Origin of the sequence: Roseateles saccharophilus, from assembly GCF_031458095.1 — a bacterium.
Classification (GTDB): domain Bacteria; phylum Pseudomonadota; class Gammaproteobacteria; order Burkholderiales; family Burkholderiaceae_C; genus Pelomonas; species Pelomonas saccharophila_A.
In genome coordinates, this window is the sequence record NZ_JAVDXU010000004.1 from 1 (window position 1) to 16,269 (window position 16,269).

General features: G+C 68.3%; 11 protein-coding genes. 3 read left to right on the top strand and 8 right to left on the bottom strand.

The window, feature by feature from the left end:
* The 3 genes from J2X20_RS22820 to J2X20_RS22830 form a co-directional block, all read left to right on the top strand.
* A partial coding sequence (locus J2X20_RS22820) for a hypothetical protein (RefSeq protein ID WP_310270025.1) occupies positions 1–420 on the top strand: 420 nt, incomplete at its 5' end.
* A 181-nt stretch (positions 421–601) separates the two neighbouring features.
* A complete protein-coding gene (locus J2X20_RS22825; protein WP_310270028.1) occupies positions 602–2,158 on the top strand; it encodes a methyl-accepting chemotaxis protein in 1,557 nt (518 codons plus the stop codon).
* Between the two features lie 206 nt (positions 2,159–2,364).
* Entirely contained in the window at positions 2,365–3,924 is a 1,560-nt protein-coding gene (locus J2X20_RS22830) for a methyl-accepting chemotaxis protein (RefSeq protein ID WP_310270030.1), read from the top strand.
* A 28-nt stretch (positions 3,925–3,952) separates the two neighbouring features.
* Here J2X20_RS22830 and J2X20_RS22835 read toward each other — a convergent pair whose 3' ends face one another.
* From J2X20_RS22835 to J2X20_RS22870, 8 genes are all read right to left on the bottom strand, one after another.
* Positions 3,953–4,867: a CE1 family esterase gene (locus J2X20_RS22835; protein ID WP_310270034.1), complete on the bottom strand. Its 915-nt coding sequence runs from the start codon at positions 4,865–4,867 to the stop codon at positions 3,953–3,955.
* 1 nt (position 4,868) lies between these two features.
* Positions 4,869–6,632: a glycoside hydrolase family 9 protein gene (locus J2X20_RS22840; RefSeq protein ID WP_310270035.1), complete on the bottom strand. Its 1,764-nt coding sequence runs from the start codon at positions 6,630–6,632 to the stop codon at positions 4,869–4,871.
* Between the two features lie 21 nt (positions 6,633–6,653).
* Complete coding sequence (locus J2X20_RS22845) at positions 6,654–9,347, bottom strand: polysaccharide deacetylase family protein (protein WP_310270038.1); 2,694 nt, start codon at positions 9,345–9,347, stop codon at positions 6,654–6,656.
* Positions 9,347–12,181, bottom strand: coding sequence for a beta-galactosidase GalA (gene galA / locus J2X20_RS22850; protein WP_310270040.1), 2,835 nt, complete (start codon positions 12,179–12,181; stop codon positions 9,347–9,349). The genes J2X20_RS22845 and galA overlap by 1 nt, the downstream gene beginning before the upstream one ends.
* Positions 12,182–12,299: 118 nt before the next feature.
* Positions 12,300–13,049, bottom strand: coding sequence for a PEP-CTERM sorting domain-containing protein (locus J2X20_RS22855; protein ID WP_310270043.1), 750 nt, complete (start codon positions 13,047–13,049; stop codon positions 12,300–12,302).
* 146 nt (positions 13,050–13,195) lie between these two features.
* Positions 13,196–14,473, bottom strand: coding sequence for an L-fuconate dehydratase (locus J2X20_RS22860; RefSeq protein WP_310270046.1), 1,278 nt, complete (start codon positions 14,471–14,473; stop codon positions 13,196–13,198).
* The gene (locus tag J2X20_RS22865; RefSeq protein WP_310270049.1) at positions 14,470–15,324 is read right to left on the bottom strand and encodes an ureidoglycolate lyase; all 855 of its coding nucleotides are present in this window, start codon (positions 15,322–15,324) and stop codon (positions 14,470–14,472) included. The genes J2X20_RS22860 and J2X20_RS22865 overlap by 4 nt, the downstream gene beginning before the upstream one ends.
* Before the next feature lie 35 nt (positions 15,325–15,359).
* Complete coding sequence (locus tag J2X20_RS22870) at positions 15,360–16,139, bottom strand: SDR family oxidoreductase (protein WP_310270051.1); 780 nt, start codon at positions 16,137–16,139, stop codon at positions 15,360–15,362.
* Positions 16,140–16,269: the final 130 nt, after the last annotated feature.

Genomic DNA, 16,269 nt, shown 5'->3' on the forward strand with positions numbered 1-16,269 from the left:
GGTGAGGTGGACTTCTATCTGCCTGGATCGGAAGGTTCAGGCACCTGGACCCATCTGCTCAATGGCGGGAAGAAGCAGGGCGGGCGCTGGCACCGTGAGACGCATGACTTCCTGAGCATGCCGCTTTACGCCGCACCCAACAGCGTCATCGCCTGGGGTGCCGAGACCGAGAAGCCGGACTACGACTACGCCCGCGGCACGGTGCTGCGTGTGTTCGAGCTGGACGACGGCAAGAGCGTGGCCTTCACGGTGGTGGGGGCAGACGGCAAGGTTGCCGCACGCGGCACGGTCAGCCGCCAGGGCCAGCGCTATGTGGCCGAGGTGAGCGAAGGTGCGCTGCGCGACTGGTGTCTGGACGTCGACGGCCGGCGCAGCCCCGTGCTGGCCGAAGGTGGGGCCTTGGGCTGGTCAGCCGCCTGATGAAAGCGCCTGCTGCTGTCTCTCATCATGACGGCAGCGGGCGCATCCAACTCCAAGGCGTCACCTAGCCATCCGACCCGACAACCCGGATACTTTCGTCACTCGGCCGTTCGACACCGTGGTTGTCGAGCGCTGCGTTGATTGACGCACGATGCCGGCGTCACGCACAACCGGAGATCTTATGACTGCAGTCGCCAACCTCAAGATTGGTACCCGACTCGCGACCGGCTTCGGCGCGGTGATTGCGCTCCTGGTGATGCTGGCGGTGATCGGCGTGTCGCGCATCAATGCGGTGAACGCCGACACCGAGTTGATTCTTCACGACCGCTTCGTCAAGGTGAAGCTTGCGCAGACGGTCGAGAACGAGGTCAACAAGCAGCTTCGAGCCATCCGCACCGCCATGATCGTGTCCGATCCGGGCCTGTCCAGGAAGGAGCTGGCCAAGATCGAGGCCTCGCTGCCGATCGTCGCAACCGCCATCGAGAAGCTGTCCGCGACAGTCCACAGCGACAGCGGCAAGGCGGCACTCAAGAAGCTGACGGAGGCTCGCGCCGAGTTCAAGGACAAGGAGCACGCGCTGATCGAGCTGATCAAGAACGGCAGGATCGACGAAGCACGGGAGATGCTGGTGTCCGTCATCCTGCCGCTGCAAGGTGCCTATCTTGAGTCGGTCGAAGCCTTCGTCGAGTCGCAGGCGGCTGGCATGGAGCAGTTCGGTGCGGAGGCCGCGCAGATGGCAGCCGCAGCGCGACTGATGCTGCTGCTGCTTTCCGCCATCGCAGTCGTCCTGTCGGTGTCAATTGCGGTCTTGCTGACGCGCTCCATCACGCAACCGATCGCGCAGGCGGTTCGCCTGGCCGAGACCGTGGCATCGGGCGATCTGACATCCGTCGTGGATGTCCAACGTCGCGACGAGGCGGGCCAGCTGCTGAGGGCGCTGGGGGCAATGAATGCAAGCCTCGTCAGCATCGTGAGCCAAGTGCGGCTGAGCAGTGATTCCATCGCGACGGGCTCTCACCAGATCGCTACGGGCAGCACCGACCTGTCGCAACGGACGGAGGAGCAAGCATCGAACCTGGAGCAAACAGCTTCCGCCATGGAGGAACTGACGGCCACGGTGCAGCGCAGTGCCGAGTCCGCCAGGGACGCCACCTCGCTGGCAGCGTCAGCAAGCAACGTCGCCGCCGAAGGAGGAGCCGTGGTCGCTCGAATCGTCTCGACCATGGGCGACATCAGCGCGAGCTCCAGGAAGATTTCCGACATCACCGGCGTCATCGATGGCATCGCCTTCCAGACCAACATCCTCGCGCTCAACGCAGCGGTTGAGGCCGCTCGCGCCGGCGAGCAAGGTCGGGGCTTTTCGGTCGTCGCCAGCGAGGTCAGAACGCTTGCCCAGCGGGCTGCCACCGCGGCCAGGGAAATCAAGGTGCTGATCGGCGAAAGTGTCACCCGCGTGGAGGCGGGGGCGGACCTCGTCGGAAGTGCCGGCAGCACCATGGATGAGGTGGTGCGTCAGGTCCAGCAGGTCGCCCAGCTGATGGCCGCCATCGGCACCGCCACCGATCAACAGAGCCTGGGCATCGGCGAAATTGGCAGGGCGATCAGCCAACTGGACAGCGTCACCCAGCAGAACGCAGCGCTCGTGGAGGAGTCCGCCGCTGCTGCCGACAGCCTGAGTCACCAGGCCCAGCGGCTGACCGAGATCGTCGGGGCGTTCAAGGTCGATCCGGGTCGTTGATCGGGGCAAAGCGCTGGCAGCGGCTCGGCGCCGCACCGCCGCTTGCAGTGGTGGCTGTTGGCGAGCAAGATCAGCGCTGAGCGTCCGCCAGTGCCTGCGGGGCACGCCGTTGTTTGGCATTCCATGCATCGACCCCACAGCCTGTCACGCGGGTGGCAGCCTCCATGGCCGCCAAGAGTGTGGTCTTGTTTGCAGAGGAGCTGCCCATGTTTGCCAACCTCAGGCTCGGTACTCGACTCCTGCTCGCCTTCGCGACGCTGGTGGCCATAGGCGCCGTCGTGGCGGCATTCGGAATCAATGGCCTGTTTCGGCTGAACACGGTCAACGACTCGCTCTACCAGCGCGAACTGCTCGCCATCTCCTATGTGAAGGAAGCGAACATCAACCTCGTCTACGCGGCACGCGCACGAGGCCAGTTTGCGCTGGCCACGACCGAGGCGGAGCGCCAAGCCGCACGTCAGACCTTCAAGGAGTCGGTCGACACCATGCGCAGCTGGCTCGACAAATCCCGACCGCTGTTCTATCTGCCGAAAGGCCAGGAAGAACTCCGCAAGCTGGACGCGATGATCCAGGCCTGGTTGCCTGCCACGGAGGCCTACTTTGCTGCTGCATCCGGCAAGGAGGTGCAGGCTGCCGATGCCGACCTGCTGCGACTGGACAAGGCGGTCAAGCAGACCAACAAGGCGGTCGACGACCAGCTCTCGTTGTTGACCGAGCTCAAGGAAAAGAACGGCGAGCAGGCCTCCAAGGACGGGACCCAGCTGTTCGAGACGGTCAGCCTGACCATGGGGCTGCTGACGCTGGGCAGCGCAATGGCCGGCATCGCCATCGGCGTGGTGCTCACCCGCAGCGTGACCCGGGCGCTGGGCGGCGAGCCTTCCGACGTGGCCACTGTGGCCAACGCGGTGGCAGGCGGCGACTTGACCACCCGTATCGACACGACTCGGGCGCGGCCGGGAAGCGTGGTTGCGGCCATCAGCCACATGCAGGAATCGCTGTCGGAGGTGGTGCGCAAAGTGCGCGCGAGCAGCGACAGCATTGCCACGGGCTCTTCGCAAATCGCGACGGGCAATGCCGATCTCAGCCAGCGCACCGAGGAGCAGGCGGCGAACCTGGAGCAAACGGCGGCGTCGATGGAAGAACTCACCGCGACGGTGCAGGCCAATGCGGAGACTTCCCGCACGGCCACTCAGCTGGCCGGCTCGGCGACCACCGCTGCTGCCCATGGCGGGCAGGTGGTGGCGCAGGTGGTCCAGACCATGGAGGGCATCACGGCATCCAGCCGCAAGATCGCCGACATCATCGGCGTCATCGACAGCATCGCCTTCCAGACCAACATCCTGGCCCTGAATGCCGCCGTCGAGGCGGCCCGGGCAGGCGAGCAGGGCAGGGGCTTTGCCGTCGTGGCAACCGAGGTCCGCACCTTGGCCCAGCGCTCGGCGACGGCGGCCCGGGAGATCAAGAGCCTCATCACCGAAAGCGTCGAGAAGGTGGACGCCGGCAGCGCGCAGGTGCACGAGGCCGGCAAGGCCATGAACGACATCGTCGCCCAGGTCAGGCGGGTCAACGACCTGATCGGCGAAATCGGGTCAGCCACGCAGGAGCAGACCCAAGGCATCAGCCAGATCGGAGATGCGGTGAGTCAACTTGACCAGGTCACCCAGCAGAACGCCGCCCTCGTTGAAGAGAGTGCGGCGGCCGCGGAAAGCCTCAAACTGCAGGCGGCCAACCTGGTGACTGCAGTGAGCGTGTTCAGGCTGAGCTGATCGTCGTGGCCCGGGTGCTCGCGCGGCCTTAGAAGCGGTCGAAGAAGGCCTTGGTCTCGGTCGCCGAAAAGGCGGGTGGCCAGTGGCCGCCAGTGGCATGGCCGCACCAGACGACCGGTTTGCCGGCGCTGCAGCCCTGGTACTCGACGCAGCCGTTGCTGCCGATAGGCTTGGTGGTGGCGCTGCAGCTGTTGCGGGCCACGAAGGTGTTGCGGGCGTCTTCGCCGGCCGAGTAGGGCACGGTGTTGTCGTCCATGGCGTGGTCGAAGATCGCCGCCACCCGGTTTGAGGACGCACCGCATCCGCTCCACAGCGAGCCCGACAGGGGAGCGATGGCTCGGACCACGTCACCCATCTCGCAGCCGATGGCGTTGGACATCATGCCGCCGAAGCTGAAGCCGGTGGCAAACACGCGCTGGGGATCGGTGCAGACGCCCTGCTGGACCTGGCTGATCAGGGCGCGCATGAAGCGGATGTCGCGCCCGCCGGTGTTGGCCCAGCCCTTGTCCAGGCCTTCCGGCGCGATGAAGATGGCGCTGCTGCCGTACAGGGGCTTGAGCCCGAAGTAGTTGTTCCAGGTGCGCACTTCCGTGGCGCTGCCGTCGCGCCAGTGCAGGCCAATGATGACGGGGTAGGCCTTGTTGCGGTCGTAGTCGGCCGGCAGTTCGAGCCAGTAGCTCCGCTGGACGCCGTCGGAGGCGATGGCCTGTTCGCCGGTGCTGAGCTTGGCGGCGTTGCCGCAGCCGGCGCTGCCGGTGGGTTGCGGCGCCGGCGCCGGCGCCGGGGCGGGAGCGGGCGCTGGTACCGGGCTGCCGGTTGCGGCCCCACCGCCTCCGCAGCTGGCCAGCGACGTGGCGAGCAGGGCGGTGCCGAACATCAAACGCAGGGCGGCCGAGGCGGGGCGCTGCAAACGGGCCTGCAATGAGGTCTGGTCGATGGTCATGTCACGGCTTGCGTTGGGAGACATCGGGCGTCAGCGACTGCAGGGCCGCGGACACATAGACCAGCGGCGCGTTCCAGTTGATCGCGATCTCGTTGGTCGTGTAGCTGCACAGCGCGTCCTGGAAGGCCTTGGCGGGCAGCTTGGAGGGGTAGGGCGTGGGGCAGTCGTCGCCCGAGCCGGGGTTGGGGCCGCCGACGATCATGCCGGGCACCGGCGGCTGCTGCGGCATGGCGCCGGACGGGCGGTGATGGGGGTGCAGCGGCGAGCGCGTGCCGAAACCGGTCACCATCGCGTAGCCGGTCGGGTGCCGGCCCAGTACGAAGTCCAGCGCCGACTGCGCGGCATCCAGCATGCGGCGCTCGCCGCTGACGCGATAGCCCTGGATCAGCATCAGCGCCTGGTTCAGCGCGACGGCATTGCTGCCCCAGATGAAGTCCTGGGTCTGCATGGCGACGCGATAGGGCGAGGCCTCCCAGCGCGACGCGAAGCCGTCGGCCAGCGTGCGGATCTGCGTCTCGATCAGCTGGCGGTCGGCCGCCGCGGTCAGCCGCTCGCGGTGCTGGGCCAGGCTGATCCAGGCGAGGGCGCCGACATCGGGCCAGCCGGGCACCTCGATGCGCGGCGCGGTTTGCCGGAAGGAGCGCCAGTAGCGCTCGTCGCGCGTCGTGACGTAGAGCTCGGCAGCGGCCCAGGCAAATTCATCGGCCAGCTTGCTGTCGTCGTAGCCGCCGGTATGGATGTCCGGCGCCTGGCGGTAGATGACCTCGGGGTGGGCCTGGGCCCAGTCCCAGGCGCGCTGGGACGCGGCCAGCATGCGGGCGGACAGCCCAGGCCGCTGGGCCTCGAAGGGCGCGAGCACCCGGCTGGCCTGGGCCATGACGGCGGCGAAGTCCAGCGTCGCCGCGGTGGCCTTCATGACGACGTAGCGGTCGTGCCTGGCCTGGTGCGGCATGACGATGCCGTCGAAGCCCTTGTCGGTGAGCTTGTGATAGACGCCGCCGTCGGCCGGGTCCTGCATGGCCAGCATCCACTCGAGGTTCCACAGCGCCTCGCTCAGCACATCGGGCAGGCCGTTGCCGCTCTCGGGGATATTGAGGTTCTGCGCCTTGAAGTAGGCGGGGAAATGCTCGTACGCGGCCAGCAGCGTGTAGACCGTGATGCCGGAGTTGACGATGTACTTGTTGTAGTCGCCGGCGTCGTACCAGCCCTTGGGTGCAGAGATCACCGTGCCTTCGGGCCGGCCGGGGCCGGCGGCCGAGGCGTGCACGAGGACGCGGTCGTCCGGATGGCCGGCGGGCCGGGCCCAGATGCCGGCGTGGGCGGGGGCCAGCGCCACGCTGGCGCGGTTGAAGTAGTAGAACTTGAGCGCCGCGGCATTCAGCGCGGCATAGGCATCGGCCGCGATGACGAAGGGCGCAGACGGCGGCAGGCCGGCCACCTGCAGGCGGTAGCGGCCCGGCTCACTCACGGCCGAGAAGTCGGCCAGGCGCAGCTTCTGCTGGGCGGGTTCCCAAGTGCGAGCGGGTTGCAGCGGACCGCGCCAGACCTCGCGGCCGGTCGCGGCATCGACGACGGCGAAGCTGTCGGCCGCCACTTCGGGCAGGGCGGCCCATTTGCCGCCGCCGGGCAGATAGCCGACCTGGTTGAGCTGGATGGCCGTGGTGTCGACGGCGGTCGCACCGGCGGTGGGGGCATGGCCGCAGGATTGCAGGGTCAGCAGGGCCGGCAGCAAGGCCAGCCGGGCAAGGATCTTGGGAATGGACATGGAGAAAGAGGGGGGACGGGATCAGCGGGGTGACTCGGGCCATTGCAGATGCACGAGGCGCCAGCCTTCCTGCTTCAGGCGGCGCAGCATCAGGGGCAGGGCGGCGGCGGTCTGCTCCTGCACGTCGTGCAGCAGCACGATGCCACCGCCGGTCTGGCGCAGCGCGGCCAGCAGGCCCTCGGCCATCATCTCGGGCGTTTTACCGGGCACCCAGTCCTCGATGCCGGGCTCCACAGACATCACCGTGACCTTCTGCTGGCGCAAGGCCTCGCGCAGCGTGGGTGTCTCGGCGAGATAGGGGAAGCGCCAGGCCGCCGGCTCGCCGCCGATCACGTAGCGGTAGGCCTTCTGCATGGCCTCGAGGTCGGCGAGCTGGTCCTTGGCGGGCAGCTCGCCAAAGGCCAGGTGCTTGAAACCATGCATGGCCACCGTGTGGCCTTCGGCGCGCACGCGCTGCGCCAGGGCCGGGTGCTGCAGCATGGGCTCGCCGTTCATGAAGAACGTGGCCCTGGCGCACTCGGCCTTCAGGGCCTGCAGCACGCGCTCGGTGGTGCCGGGCCGGGGGCCGTCGTCGAAGCTCAGCACGAACTCGTTGGCGGCCAGCGGCAGGCGGCCGTAGGCGCCGCCATGGGCCGCGCCTTCGCGTGGCAGCTGCAGCACGCGCGAGGTGCCCAGGGCCTCGGGGCCGCAGCCTTCGATCTGCAAGTCGACGCGCTCTTTGCTGCCACGGTCGTCGCTGACCTGCAGCGTAACGCGGCCAGGCGTCAGCTCGACGGCCGGCCAGACGGCGATGCGGTCGACGACATCGACTGTGCCGACGGTCTTGCCATTGAGCTGCAACGTGGCCTTGGCGGCATTGCTGTAGGCCTTGATGGCGACGGGGCCGGTCGGCCGCGTGGCCAGGCGCTGGCTGGCGATGTGCAGCACAGGCTTGCTTTGCCACCAGGCGCGCATCAGGTGATAGGCGTCCTTGAGCAGCCGGCGGTCGTAGGTCACCAGGCCCTTGTCGTTGCGGCCGGTGGTGTCGCCCTCGTGGCGGTTGGCGGCGGCATGGTCGAAACCCAGCCAGATGAAGCGGCCCCACAGATAAGGGCGCTTCTCGAGCTGGGCGGCATAGGCCTCGTGGAACAGGGCCTGGTACTGCTCCGGGTGCCAGCGGCCACCGGGTTCGGGGCGGCGCGGCGGGTCTTCCTGCTGGAGGGCGCTGGCGCCGGCGCCGTATTCGCCCAGGCCGATGGGCTTGGCCGGCAGCCTGGCGTGCAGCTTGTCGGCCCAGGGGCCGATGTCGCTGAACTGGCCGTCGTACCAGCCCCAGTAGCGGTTGTACGAGGCGAGGTCGGTGGCCAGGGCCATGGGATGGTCGTCGGGCGCGCAGCAATGGGCATAGCTGGTCAGCCGCGCGGGGTCTTCCCGCTTGGCCAGCGCATGCAGGTCGGCAAGCAGGGCGCGGATGGGCTCGTCGGAGCGGTAGACCTCGTTGCCCACCCCCCAGACGGCCACCGACGCGTGATGCCGGTTCTGCCGCACCAGCTCGCGCAGCTGGCCGTAGAGGTTGTCGCGGAAGGCCGGCGTTTCCTGCATGGCCGAGTTCAGCGGGATCTCGGTCCACAGCACCAGGCCCAGCTCGTCCGCGCGTTCGTAGGTGTAGGCCGGATGCTGGTAGTGCACCAGGCGCAGGCCGGTCAGGCCCAGGTCCATCAGGATGCGCAGGTCCTCGTCGATCTCGGCCCGGCCCACGGCCACGCCACGGCCGGGGCGGCCGGTGTGGAAGTAGTTGACGCCGTAGAGCGGGTAGGGCTTGCCGTTGAGCAGGAAGCCGCGCTCGGGGTCAACGCCGAACTGGCGCAGGCCCACGGGCAGCTGCACGGCGTCGGCCACCTCGCGGCCGTCCATCAGCTCGGCGCTCAGCCGGTAGAGGTAGGGATCCTTGATGCCTTGCCACAGATGCGGCTTGGGCACGTTCAATATCGCGGTGACGGTGTCGGCAGCACCCGCCAGCAGGTCCAGGCGCCGGATCTGCTGCACGACGCTGCGTCCCTGGGCGTCGCGCAGCGTCAGGCGCAGTTCACGCCGAGCGGGCGCGGCGCCGTCGTTGCGCCACTGCAGCTGCACCTTCAGTCGTGCCTGGTCGGCGTCCAGCGCCTCGATGTCGAAGCGCACACCGGGGCCGCCATGGTCCAGCAGTTCGATGTGGGTGTCGGCGGTCTCGATAAGGCGCACGGGACGGATCAGGCCGCCGAAGACCGTGAAGTCGCCGCCCAGCGGTGCCACCTGGGGCAGCTTGCTGTTGTCCACGCGCACGGCCAGCACATTGCGGCCGGGCCGCAGCAGCGACGTGATGTTGAAGCGAAAGCGCGCATAGCCGCCTTCATGGCGGCCGGCATGACGCCCGTTGACCCAGACGTCGGCAGCCAGCGTCGCGGCGTCGAACTCGAGGAAGCGGCGGGTCGCCGCGCCGGGCGGGACGTCGAGCGTGCGGCGATACCAGGCGGCGCCGCGGTAGGGCGTGCCGCCCGTCTCGCCATCGTCGGCGTTGTAGGTGTGGGGGAGGGCGACGGCCGTCCAGGCAGCATCGTCGAAGCCAGGTGCCTCGGCGCCTGCCACATCGGTGCGCTGGAAGCGCCAGGCGCCGTCCAGCGGTGTGCTGGTGCGCCCGGCCTGGGCCTGCAGCGTGATCGACAGGCCCAGCAGCAGGGTCAGCGCCGCACGGAACATCAGGGCGCTCCGCGCTCCAGCACCACCCGGCCCCACAGGCCCGAGGGCTGGCCCGGCGTGGCCTCGACGAGGACGGTGACCTCGCGCCGCCCGCCACCCTGAGGCAGGACGACGGAAAACGGTGCCGGCTCGGCGGCGGTCTTCTCGCCCAGCTTGACGCCATCGACCCAGACCTCGGCCTTGCCCGCGATGCTGCCGAAGGCCAGCTGGGCGCGGCCGTCGTTGCGGTCGGCGCGAACGTTCACGCCGCTGCGATAGAGGCGGAAGGCCCCGGCTTCGGGGCCGCGCCGCATGGGCGGCTCGTCCCAGCCCCAGGAATTCATGTCGTTTTCGGCCAGCACGACATTGGGGTCGGGCTTCACGGCCGCGGCCGGCGAGATGCGCCAGCTCAGCAGCGGCGTGGTCGGTTCGGCCGTCGGCACCTGGGGCGGCGCGGCGACGGCATTCAGGGGCAACTCGACCTCGGCGCCCTGCAGGCCTTGGGCGCTGGCGCGCAGCTTCAATGCGCCGCGGCCGTCGCGGCGGCTCTGCACGATGACCTGGGCGAGGCCGTTGAACAGGCTGCGTTCGCTGGCCTTGTCGGCCTCGTGGGAGTTGGGATCGCCATTGCCGACGCCGATGATGGCGCCCTGGCCCTCCACTGCGAAGGTGACCTTGTCTTGAGCCAGCGGCACCGGCCGGCCCTGGGCGTCCACGGCGCTGACCGTGACGGGCACGGCGTCCAGGCCGTCGCCGGCCAGGGCAGGGCGGTCCGGCGTCAGCACGAGGCGCACCGCCGCGCCGCTGGTCTCGACGACGTCGCGCGCCACCTCCTTGCCGCCGCTCAGGGCGACGGCTTCGATGCGGCCGGGCGCATAGGGCACCTGGAAGTAGTTCATCTCGTAGGGGTCGACGGCCTGTTCGCCGACCTCCCTGCCGTTGAGCAGAACGCGGACGCGCTGCGCGTTGCTGGTCACCATCACGCGGATGTTCTGGCCTTCGCGGCCGGCCCAGTTCCAGTGCGGCTGCAGCTTCACGACGGGCTTGTCCTTGACCCACTGCGCCTGATGGATCCAGAAGGCGCCCTTGGCGAAGCCAGCCAGGTCCATGGCGCCGAAGAAGGAGCTGGCACTCGGCCACTCATAAGGCGTGGGCTCGCCGCGGTAGTCGATGCCCGTCCAGACAAAACTGCCGGCGATGAAGGGCCGCTGCGCGATGGCCTTCCAGGCGTCGCGGTGGGTATTGCCCCAGGACGAGGGCTCGTCGTCGTAGCTGGCCATGACCTGGCCCTTGCGGTCACTCGCGTACTCGCCGCGGGTCATGAAGGCCGAGGTGTCCTCGGTGCTCGTCAGCGGGCGCTTGGGATGCTTCTTGTGATAGTCGTCGTAGATCCAGATCTGGTAGTTCAGGCCGACGACGTCGACGGCGTCCGCTGCATTGAGGTCGGTGGTGAGGCCGCCGTGCATGGCACCCGTGGTGGGGCGCGTCGCGTCCAGCTTCCTGATCTCCGCCACCATGCGGCGCGACATCTCATAGCCGGCCTCGGTGCTCTGCAGCGGCTCCTCGTTGAAGATGGACCACAGGATGACGCTCGGGTGGTTGCGGTCGCGCCGCACCAGCCAGGTCAGCTGCTGCAGATAGTCCGGGGACGGGTTGAAGTGGCGGTTCTCGTCCATGACGAGCAGGCCCATGCGGTCGGCCATGTCCAGCACCTCCGCCGCGGGCGCGTTGTGCGCGAAGCGGATGGCGTTGGTGCCCATCTCCTTCAAGCGGCGCAGGCGGAATTCCCAGATCGACTCGGGCACGGCGACGCCGACGCCGGCGTGGTCCTGGTGGATGCAGACGCCTTGCAGCTTGACGGACTCGTCGTTGAGGAAGAAGCCTTTGTCGGCGTCGAAGCGGATCGTGCGGAAACCCGTCTGCACCTCGGTGCGGTCGATTTCCTGGGCACCGTCGCGCAGCACGGCACGCACGCGGTAGACGTTGGGCTGGGCCAGGGACCAGAGCCTGGGCTCGCGCACGTCCAGCTTCATGCGGGCGACGGCCGACTCGAGGGCGGCGACGCGTGCGCGTGCGCTGCCCTTGGCCACTTCACGCCCGGCCGGGTCGATCAGCACCACGTCGACGACGCCGTCGCGCGCGGCCTTGGCGCTGCTTTGCAACGTCACTTCCACGGGAAGGGTCCAGCGCCCGCCCTGCTTCACCGGGTTGGCATGCAGGCCGTCGGTGGCGATGTGCAGGGCGTCGCGCTTCACCAGCCAGGTATGGCGATAGATGCCGGCGCCTTCGTACCACCAGCCCTCCTGGGCGTCGGCATCGACGCGCACGGCAATGGTGTTGGGATCGCTGCCGTAGCGAACATAGGGCGTGATGTCGATGCTGCGGCCGTTGTAGCCCGACCAGTTGCGGTCGACGACGATGCCGTTCACCCACACGGTGCTGTGGGTGGCGATGGCGTCGAACTGCAGCTCGATGTGGCGGCCGCGATCGGCCTCGGACAGCGGCAGATAGCGGCGGTACCAGCCGATGCCGCGTGCCCGATAGCCCTGGGAGGCGTTCTCGTTGCGGTCGAAGGGGTTCTCGACGGCCCAGTCGTGGGGCAGGTCCAGGCGGCGCCAGCCGGAGTCGTCGAAGTCCGCCGCCGCCGCGCCCCAGCCATTGTTGGCCTTGCCGTTCTGGTAGCTCATGCCATGGCCCTTGACGGCCGGCATGGCCACCTCACCGCGATGGAAGAGCCAGCCGCCGTCCAGCGACAGGCGTTCGTGGCCGGCCGCCTGGGTTGCTCCCGCCGACAACGCGAGCACGAGCAGCAGGCAGGAAGCCAGCCAATGGAGAAGGGTGGATGGGCGCAGCATGGAGAGCATCCTGGCGGGCGATTCAATCAGCCAAAGAAATAGGTCGCGCGGTCCCTTGAGAAACCGCGCGACCAAAACCGGCCGGGGCGATGCCCGGCCGGCCCGGACGGTGAAAACTTCAAACGCGGCGGCGGCGGTAGAGCCCGATGCCGGCCAGTCCGGCCAGCCACAGGGCCAGGCTCGTCGGCTCGGGAACGGGAGTGGCGACCGAATCGGCGGAGGCGGTCAGGCCGATATGCATCTTGGCCCAGTTCGTGGCACCGGGATTGGTCCAGCTCGCCGTCAGCAGGGTCGGGCCGTGATAGGCGGGCGACGATGCATCCACGAAGGCTTCGACGAAGTTCGCCGGGCTGCACGTGTCCGTCGTGAAGTCGGTGCTGCACAGCTCGATGTAGGCATTGGCCTGGGCCATGGAGCCGGTGGCCAGGATGCTGTCCAGTTGGGCGGTGACCGTGATGGTGGCATTGCCACCGACCATGATCTGGCCGTCGAAGACCTTGGCGAAGGCCCAGGCGGACTGGCCGCCGATGGCCGTGGCGGAAGCGGAAGCCGTGACGCCATTCATGTCCCCGGACGTCTTGGCCGTCAATTGCGCCAGCGCCATGGAGCCGCCATCGTGAACAGAACTTGCCAGCGCGTTGCCATGCCATCCGACAACGCTGTCATCGAAGCTGGGCGACGTCAAGCCCGTCATGGCGCCGCCCGTGGGCGAAACCCAACCCACTTCAGTCGGCAGGTAGTACCACCACTCGCCGCCGGACACGGAGAGCGTCAGGTTCGAGATCTTGACTTCGGCCGTGTCCGCCGCGGCCAGTTGGGACGCGGCGACCAGCGCTGCGGCCAGCATGAATTTCGTCTTGTTCAGCATGTTGTCTCCTGCGATGACCGTGCCGGATTGCGTTCTTGTCCTTGAGCCGGCTGGTCTTACCAGTATCTCTTTTATCGTATTTTGGTCTTACCAGTGAAAACACCTACCGCACAGCCGCGATGCCGCGCGCCGGCGGCCGCATCGCTTCAGGCCGTGAAGCGATAGCGGTCCAGCGACGCCGGTTTCATGGTGATCGAGAAGCCTGGCGCCGTCGGCGGCAGGTAGGCCGCGCCGCGCACGACGCAGGGGTCGACGAAGTGCTCATGCAGATGGTCGACATACTCGATGACGCGGCCCTCGCGCGTGCCGGCGATGCAGAGGTAGTCGATCATGGACAGGTGCTGCACGTACTCGCACAGGCCGACGCCGCCGGCATGCGGGCAGACCGGCAGACCAAGCTTGGCAGCCATCAGCATGACCGCCAGGATCTCGTTGACGCCGCCCAGGCGGCAGCTGTCGATCTGCACGACGTCGATGGCGCCGCGCATCATGAACTGCTTGAAGATGATGCGGTTCTGGCACATCTCGCCGGTGGCGACCTGCATGGGCGCAATGGCCTGCCGGATGGCGCGGTGGCCTTCGACGTCGTCGGGGCTGGTCGGCTCCTCGATGAACCAGGGCTTGGCGAAGGCCAGATCCTTGAGCCAGTCGATGGCCACGGGCACGTCCCAGACCTGGTTGGCGTCGATCATCAGCTTGCGGTCCGGCCCCAGCACCTCGCGGGCGATGCGCAGGCGGCGGATGTCGTCCTCGCGGTCGCGGCCGACCTTGAGCTTGACGTGGTTGAAGCCGGCGTCGACCGCTTCCTGGCACAGGCGGCGCAGCTTGTCGTCGGGATAGCCCAGCCAGCCGGCCGAGGTCGTGTAGCAGGGGTAGCCCTCTCGCTCCAGCGTCGCCAAGCGTTCGGCCTTGCCTTCAGCAGCGCGGGTCAGCAGCGCCAGCGCTTCATCCGGCGTGATGCAGTCGGTGATGTAGCGGAAGTCGACGCAGCGCACCAGCTCCGCCGGGCTCATGTCGGCCACCAGCTTCCACACCGGCTTGCCTTCGGCCTTGGCCCACAGGTCCCACACCGCGTTGACGACGGCACCGGTGGCGAGGTGGATGGCGCCCTTGTCGGGGCCGATCCAGCGCAGCTGGCTGTCCGACGTGACGTGGCGCCAGAAGCGGCCCATGTCGGCGGCGATCCAGTCCAGCTCCAGGCCGACGACGAGATGCCGCATGGCCTCGATGGCAGCGCAGCAGATGTCGTTGCCGCGGCCGATGGTGAAGGTCAGGCCGTGGCCCTCCAGCCCGGGCTGGTCGGTCTCCAGGATGACGTAGGCGGCCGAGTAGTCGGGGTCCGGGTTCATCGCGTCCGAGCCGTCGAGATGCTGGGACGTCGGGAAGCGCACGTCCACCGTGCGCAGGCTGGTGATACGGGTCATGCGGCGACGGTCTTTTGCGTTTGCACGCCCAGCCCCTGGATGCCCAGGCGCATGGTCTGGCCGGCCTTCAGGTACACAGGTGGCTTCTGGCCCAGGCCCACGCCGGGCGGCGTGCCGGTGGAGATGACGTCGCCGGGCTGCAGGCTCATGAATTTGCTGAGGTAGCTGACGATCTGCGCCACGTTGAACACCATGGTGCGCGTGTTGCCGTTCTGGAAGCGGCGGCCATCGACTTCCAGCCAGAGGTCCAGCTGCTGCGGGTCAGCCACCTCGTCGGCGGTGACCAGCCAGGGGCCGATGGGCCCGAAGGTATCGCAGCCCTTGCCCTTGTCCCATTGCGTGCCGCGCTCGAGCTGCCATTCGCGCTCGGAGACATCGTTGACGACGCAGTAGCCGGCCACATGCTTCAGCGCATCGGCTTCCTCGATGTAGCGCCCGCCCTGGCCGATGACGACACCCAGCTCCACCTCCCAGTCGGTCTTGACCGAGCCGCGCGGGATCTGCACCGCGTCGTCGGGGCCGCAGATGGCGCTGGTCCACTTGGCGAAGACGACGGGCTCGGTCGGCACCGGCAGGCCGGACTCGGCCGCATGGTCGGCGTAGTTCAGGCCGATGCAGATGAACTTGCCGACGCGGCCGACGCAGGGGCCGATGCGCAGGTCCTGCTGGGGCGCGCCGTCGACGACGGGCAGCGTATTGACGTCGAGGCCGCGCAGGCGCTCGAGGCCGGCGGGCGTGATCACGTCACCGGCGATGTCGTCGACGTGCGCAGACAGGTCGCGGACGCGGCCCTCAGCGTCGAGCAGGCTGGGGCGTTCCTGGCCGGGGGGGCCGTAGCGAAGGAGTTTCATGCGTTGGAGTGCGGTGAGTAGGGCGGCAGGGGGGCTCAGATCGTGACGCCGCCGTCCACGGAGACGGCCTGGCCGGTGATGAAGCGCGAGTCGTCGCTGAGCAGGAAGACGACCAGCGGCGCGATGTCGTCCACGGTGGCCAGGCGCCCCATCGGCTGCCGGGCGATGAAGTCCTTCTCGGCCTGGACCGGGTCGGCGGCGGCGGCGATGCGGCCGCGCAGCGAGGGGGTGTCGACGGTGCCCGGGCACAAGGCATTGCAGCGCAGGCCCTGCTTGACGAAGTCGGCGGCCACGGCCTTGCTCATGCCGATGACGGCGGCCTTGCTGGCGCCATAGGCGAAGCGGTTGGGAAAGCCCTTCACCGACGAGGCCATGGAGGCCATGTTCAGGACCGACGCGCCGCCGCCGGTGCGTGCCGCCTCGGCCAACATGCCGGGCAGAAAGGCGCGCATCGTGCGCAGCATGCTCTTGACGTTGAGATCCATGCTGAAGTCCCAGGCCGCCTCGTCGCACTCGAGGACCGTGCCATGGTGGACCACGCCCGCGCAATTGAACAAGCCGTGCAGCGGCGGCAGGCGCTCGGCCAGGGCTTGGATGGCGGCACTGTCGCGCACGTCGAGCCGCGCGGTGCGCAGCCGTGCAGGTTGGCCGGCCTCGATTGCAAGGCTGGCCAGCGCGTCTTCCTGGATGTCGGTGGCAATGACCTCGGCGCCCGCCGCCAAGCAGGCGAGGGCGCTGGCCCGCCCGATGCCCTGGCCGGCGGCGGTGATCAGGAGGGTCTTGCCCGTCAGGCTGCCGATGATGGCTTCAGTCAAGGTCTTGCTTTCATAGAGGTCAGACCAGTGTATTTCAAAGGCCCAGATTTCAGCGTTGAAATGATGTGAACCGTCATTTCGGTATGACCAAAGTTGGCGTGTGATCCAAGGTCGACCGGCGCTGGGCCTT

Excerpts from the sequence above, each read along its gene's own strand:
- J2X20_RS22825 (WP_310270028.1), top strand. The coding sequence starts at position 602 with ATGACTGCAGTCGCCAACCTCAAGATTGGTACCCGACTCGCGACCGGC.
- J2X20_RS22830 (WP_310270030.1), top strand. The coding sequence starts at position 2,365 with ATGTTTGCCAACCTCAGGCTCGGTACTCGACTCCTGCTCGCCTTCGCG.
- J2X20_RS22835 (WP_310270034.1), bottom strand. The coding sequence starts at position 4,867 with ATGACCATCGACCAGACCTCATTGCAGGCCCGTTTGCAGCGCCCCGCC.
- J2X20_RS22840 (WP_310270035.1), bottom strand. The coding sequence starts at position 6,632 with ATGTCCATTCCCAAGATCCTTGCCCGGCTGGCCTTGCTGCCGGCCCTG.
- J2X20_RS22845 (WP_310270038.1), bottom strand. The coding sequence starts at position 9,347 with ATGTTCCGTGCGGCGCTGACCCTGCTGCTGGGCCTGTCGATCACGCTG.
- galA (WP_310270040.1), bottom strand. The coding sequence starts at position 12,181 with ATGCTGCGCCCATCCACCCTTCTCCATTGGCTGGCTTCCTGCCTGCTG.
- J2X20_RS22855 (WP_310270043.1), bottom strand. The coding sequence starts at position 13,049 with ATGCTGAACAAGACGAAATTCATGCTGGCCGCAGCGCTGGTCGCCGCG.
- J2X20_RS22860 (WP_310270046.1), bottom strand. The coding sequence starts at position 14,473 with ATGACCCGTATCACCAGCCTGCGCACGGTGGACGTGCGCTTCCCGACG.
- J2X20_RS22865 (WP_310270049.1), bottom strand. The coding sequence starts at position 15,324 with ATGAAACTCCTTCGCTACGGCCCCCCCGGCCAGGAACGCCCCAGCCTG.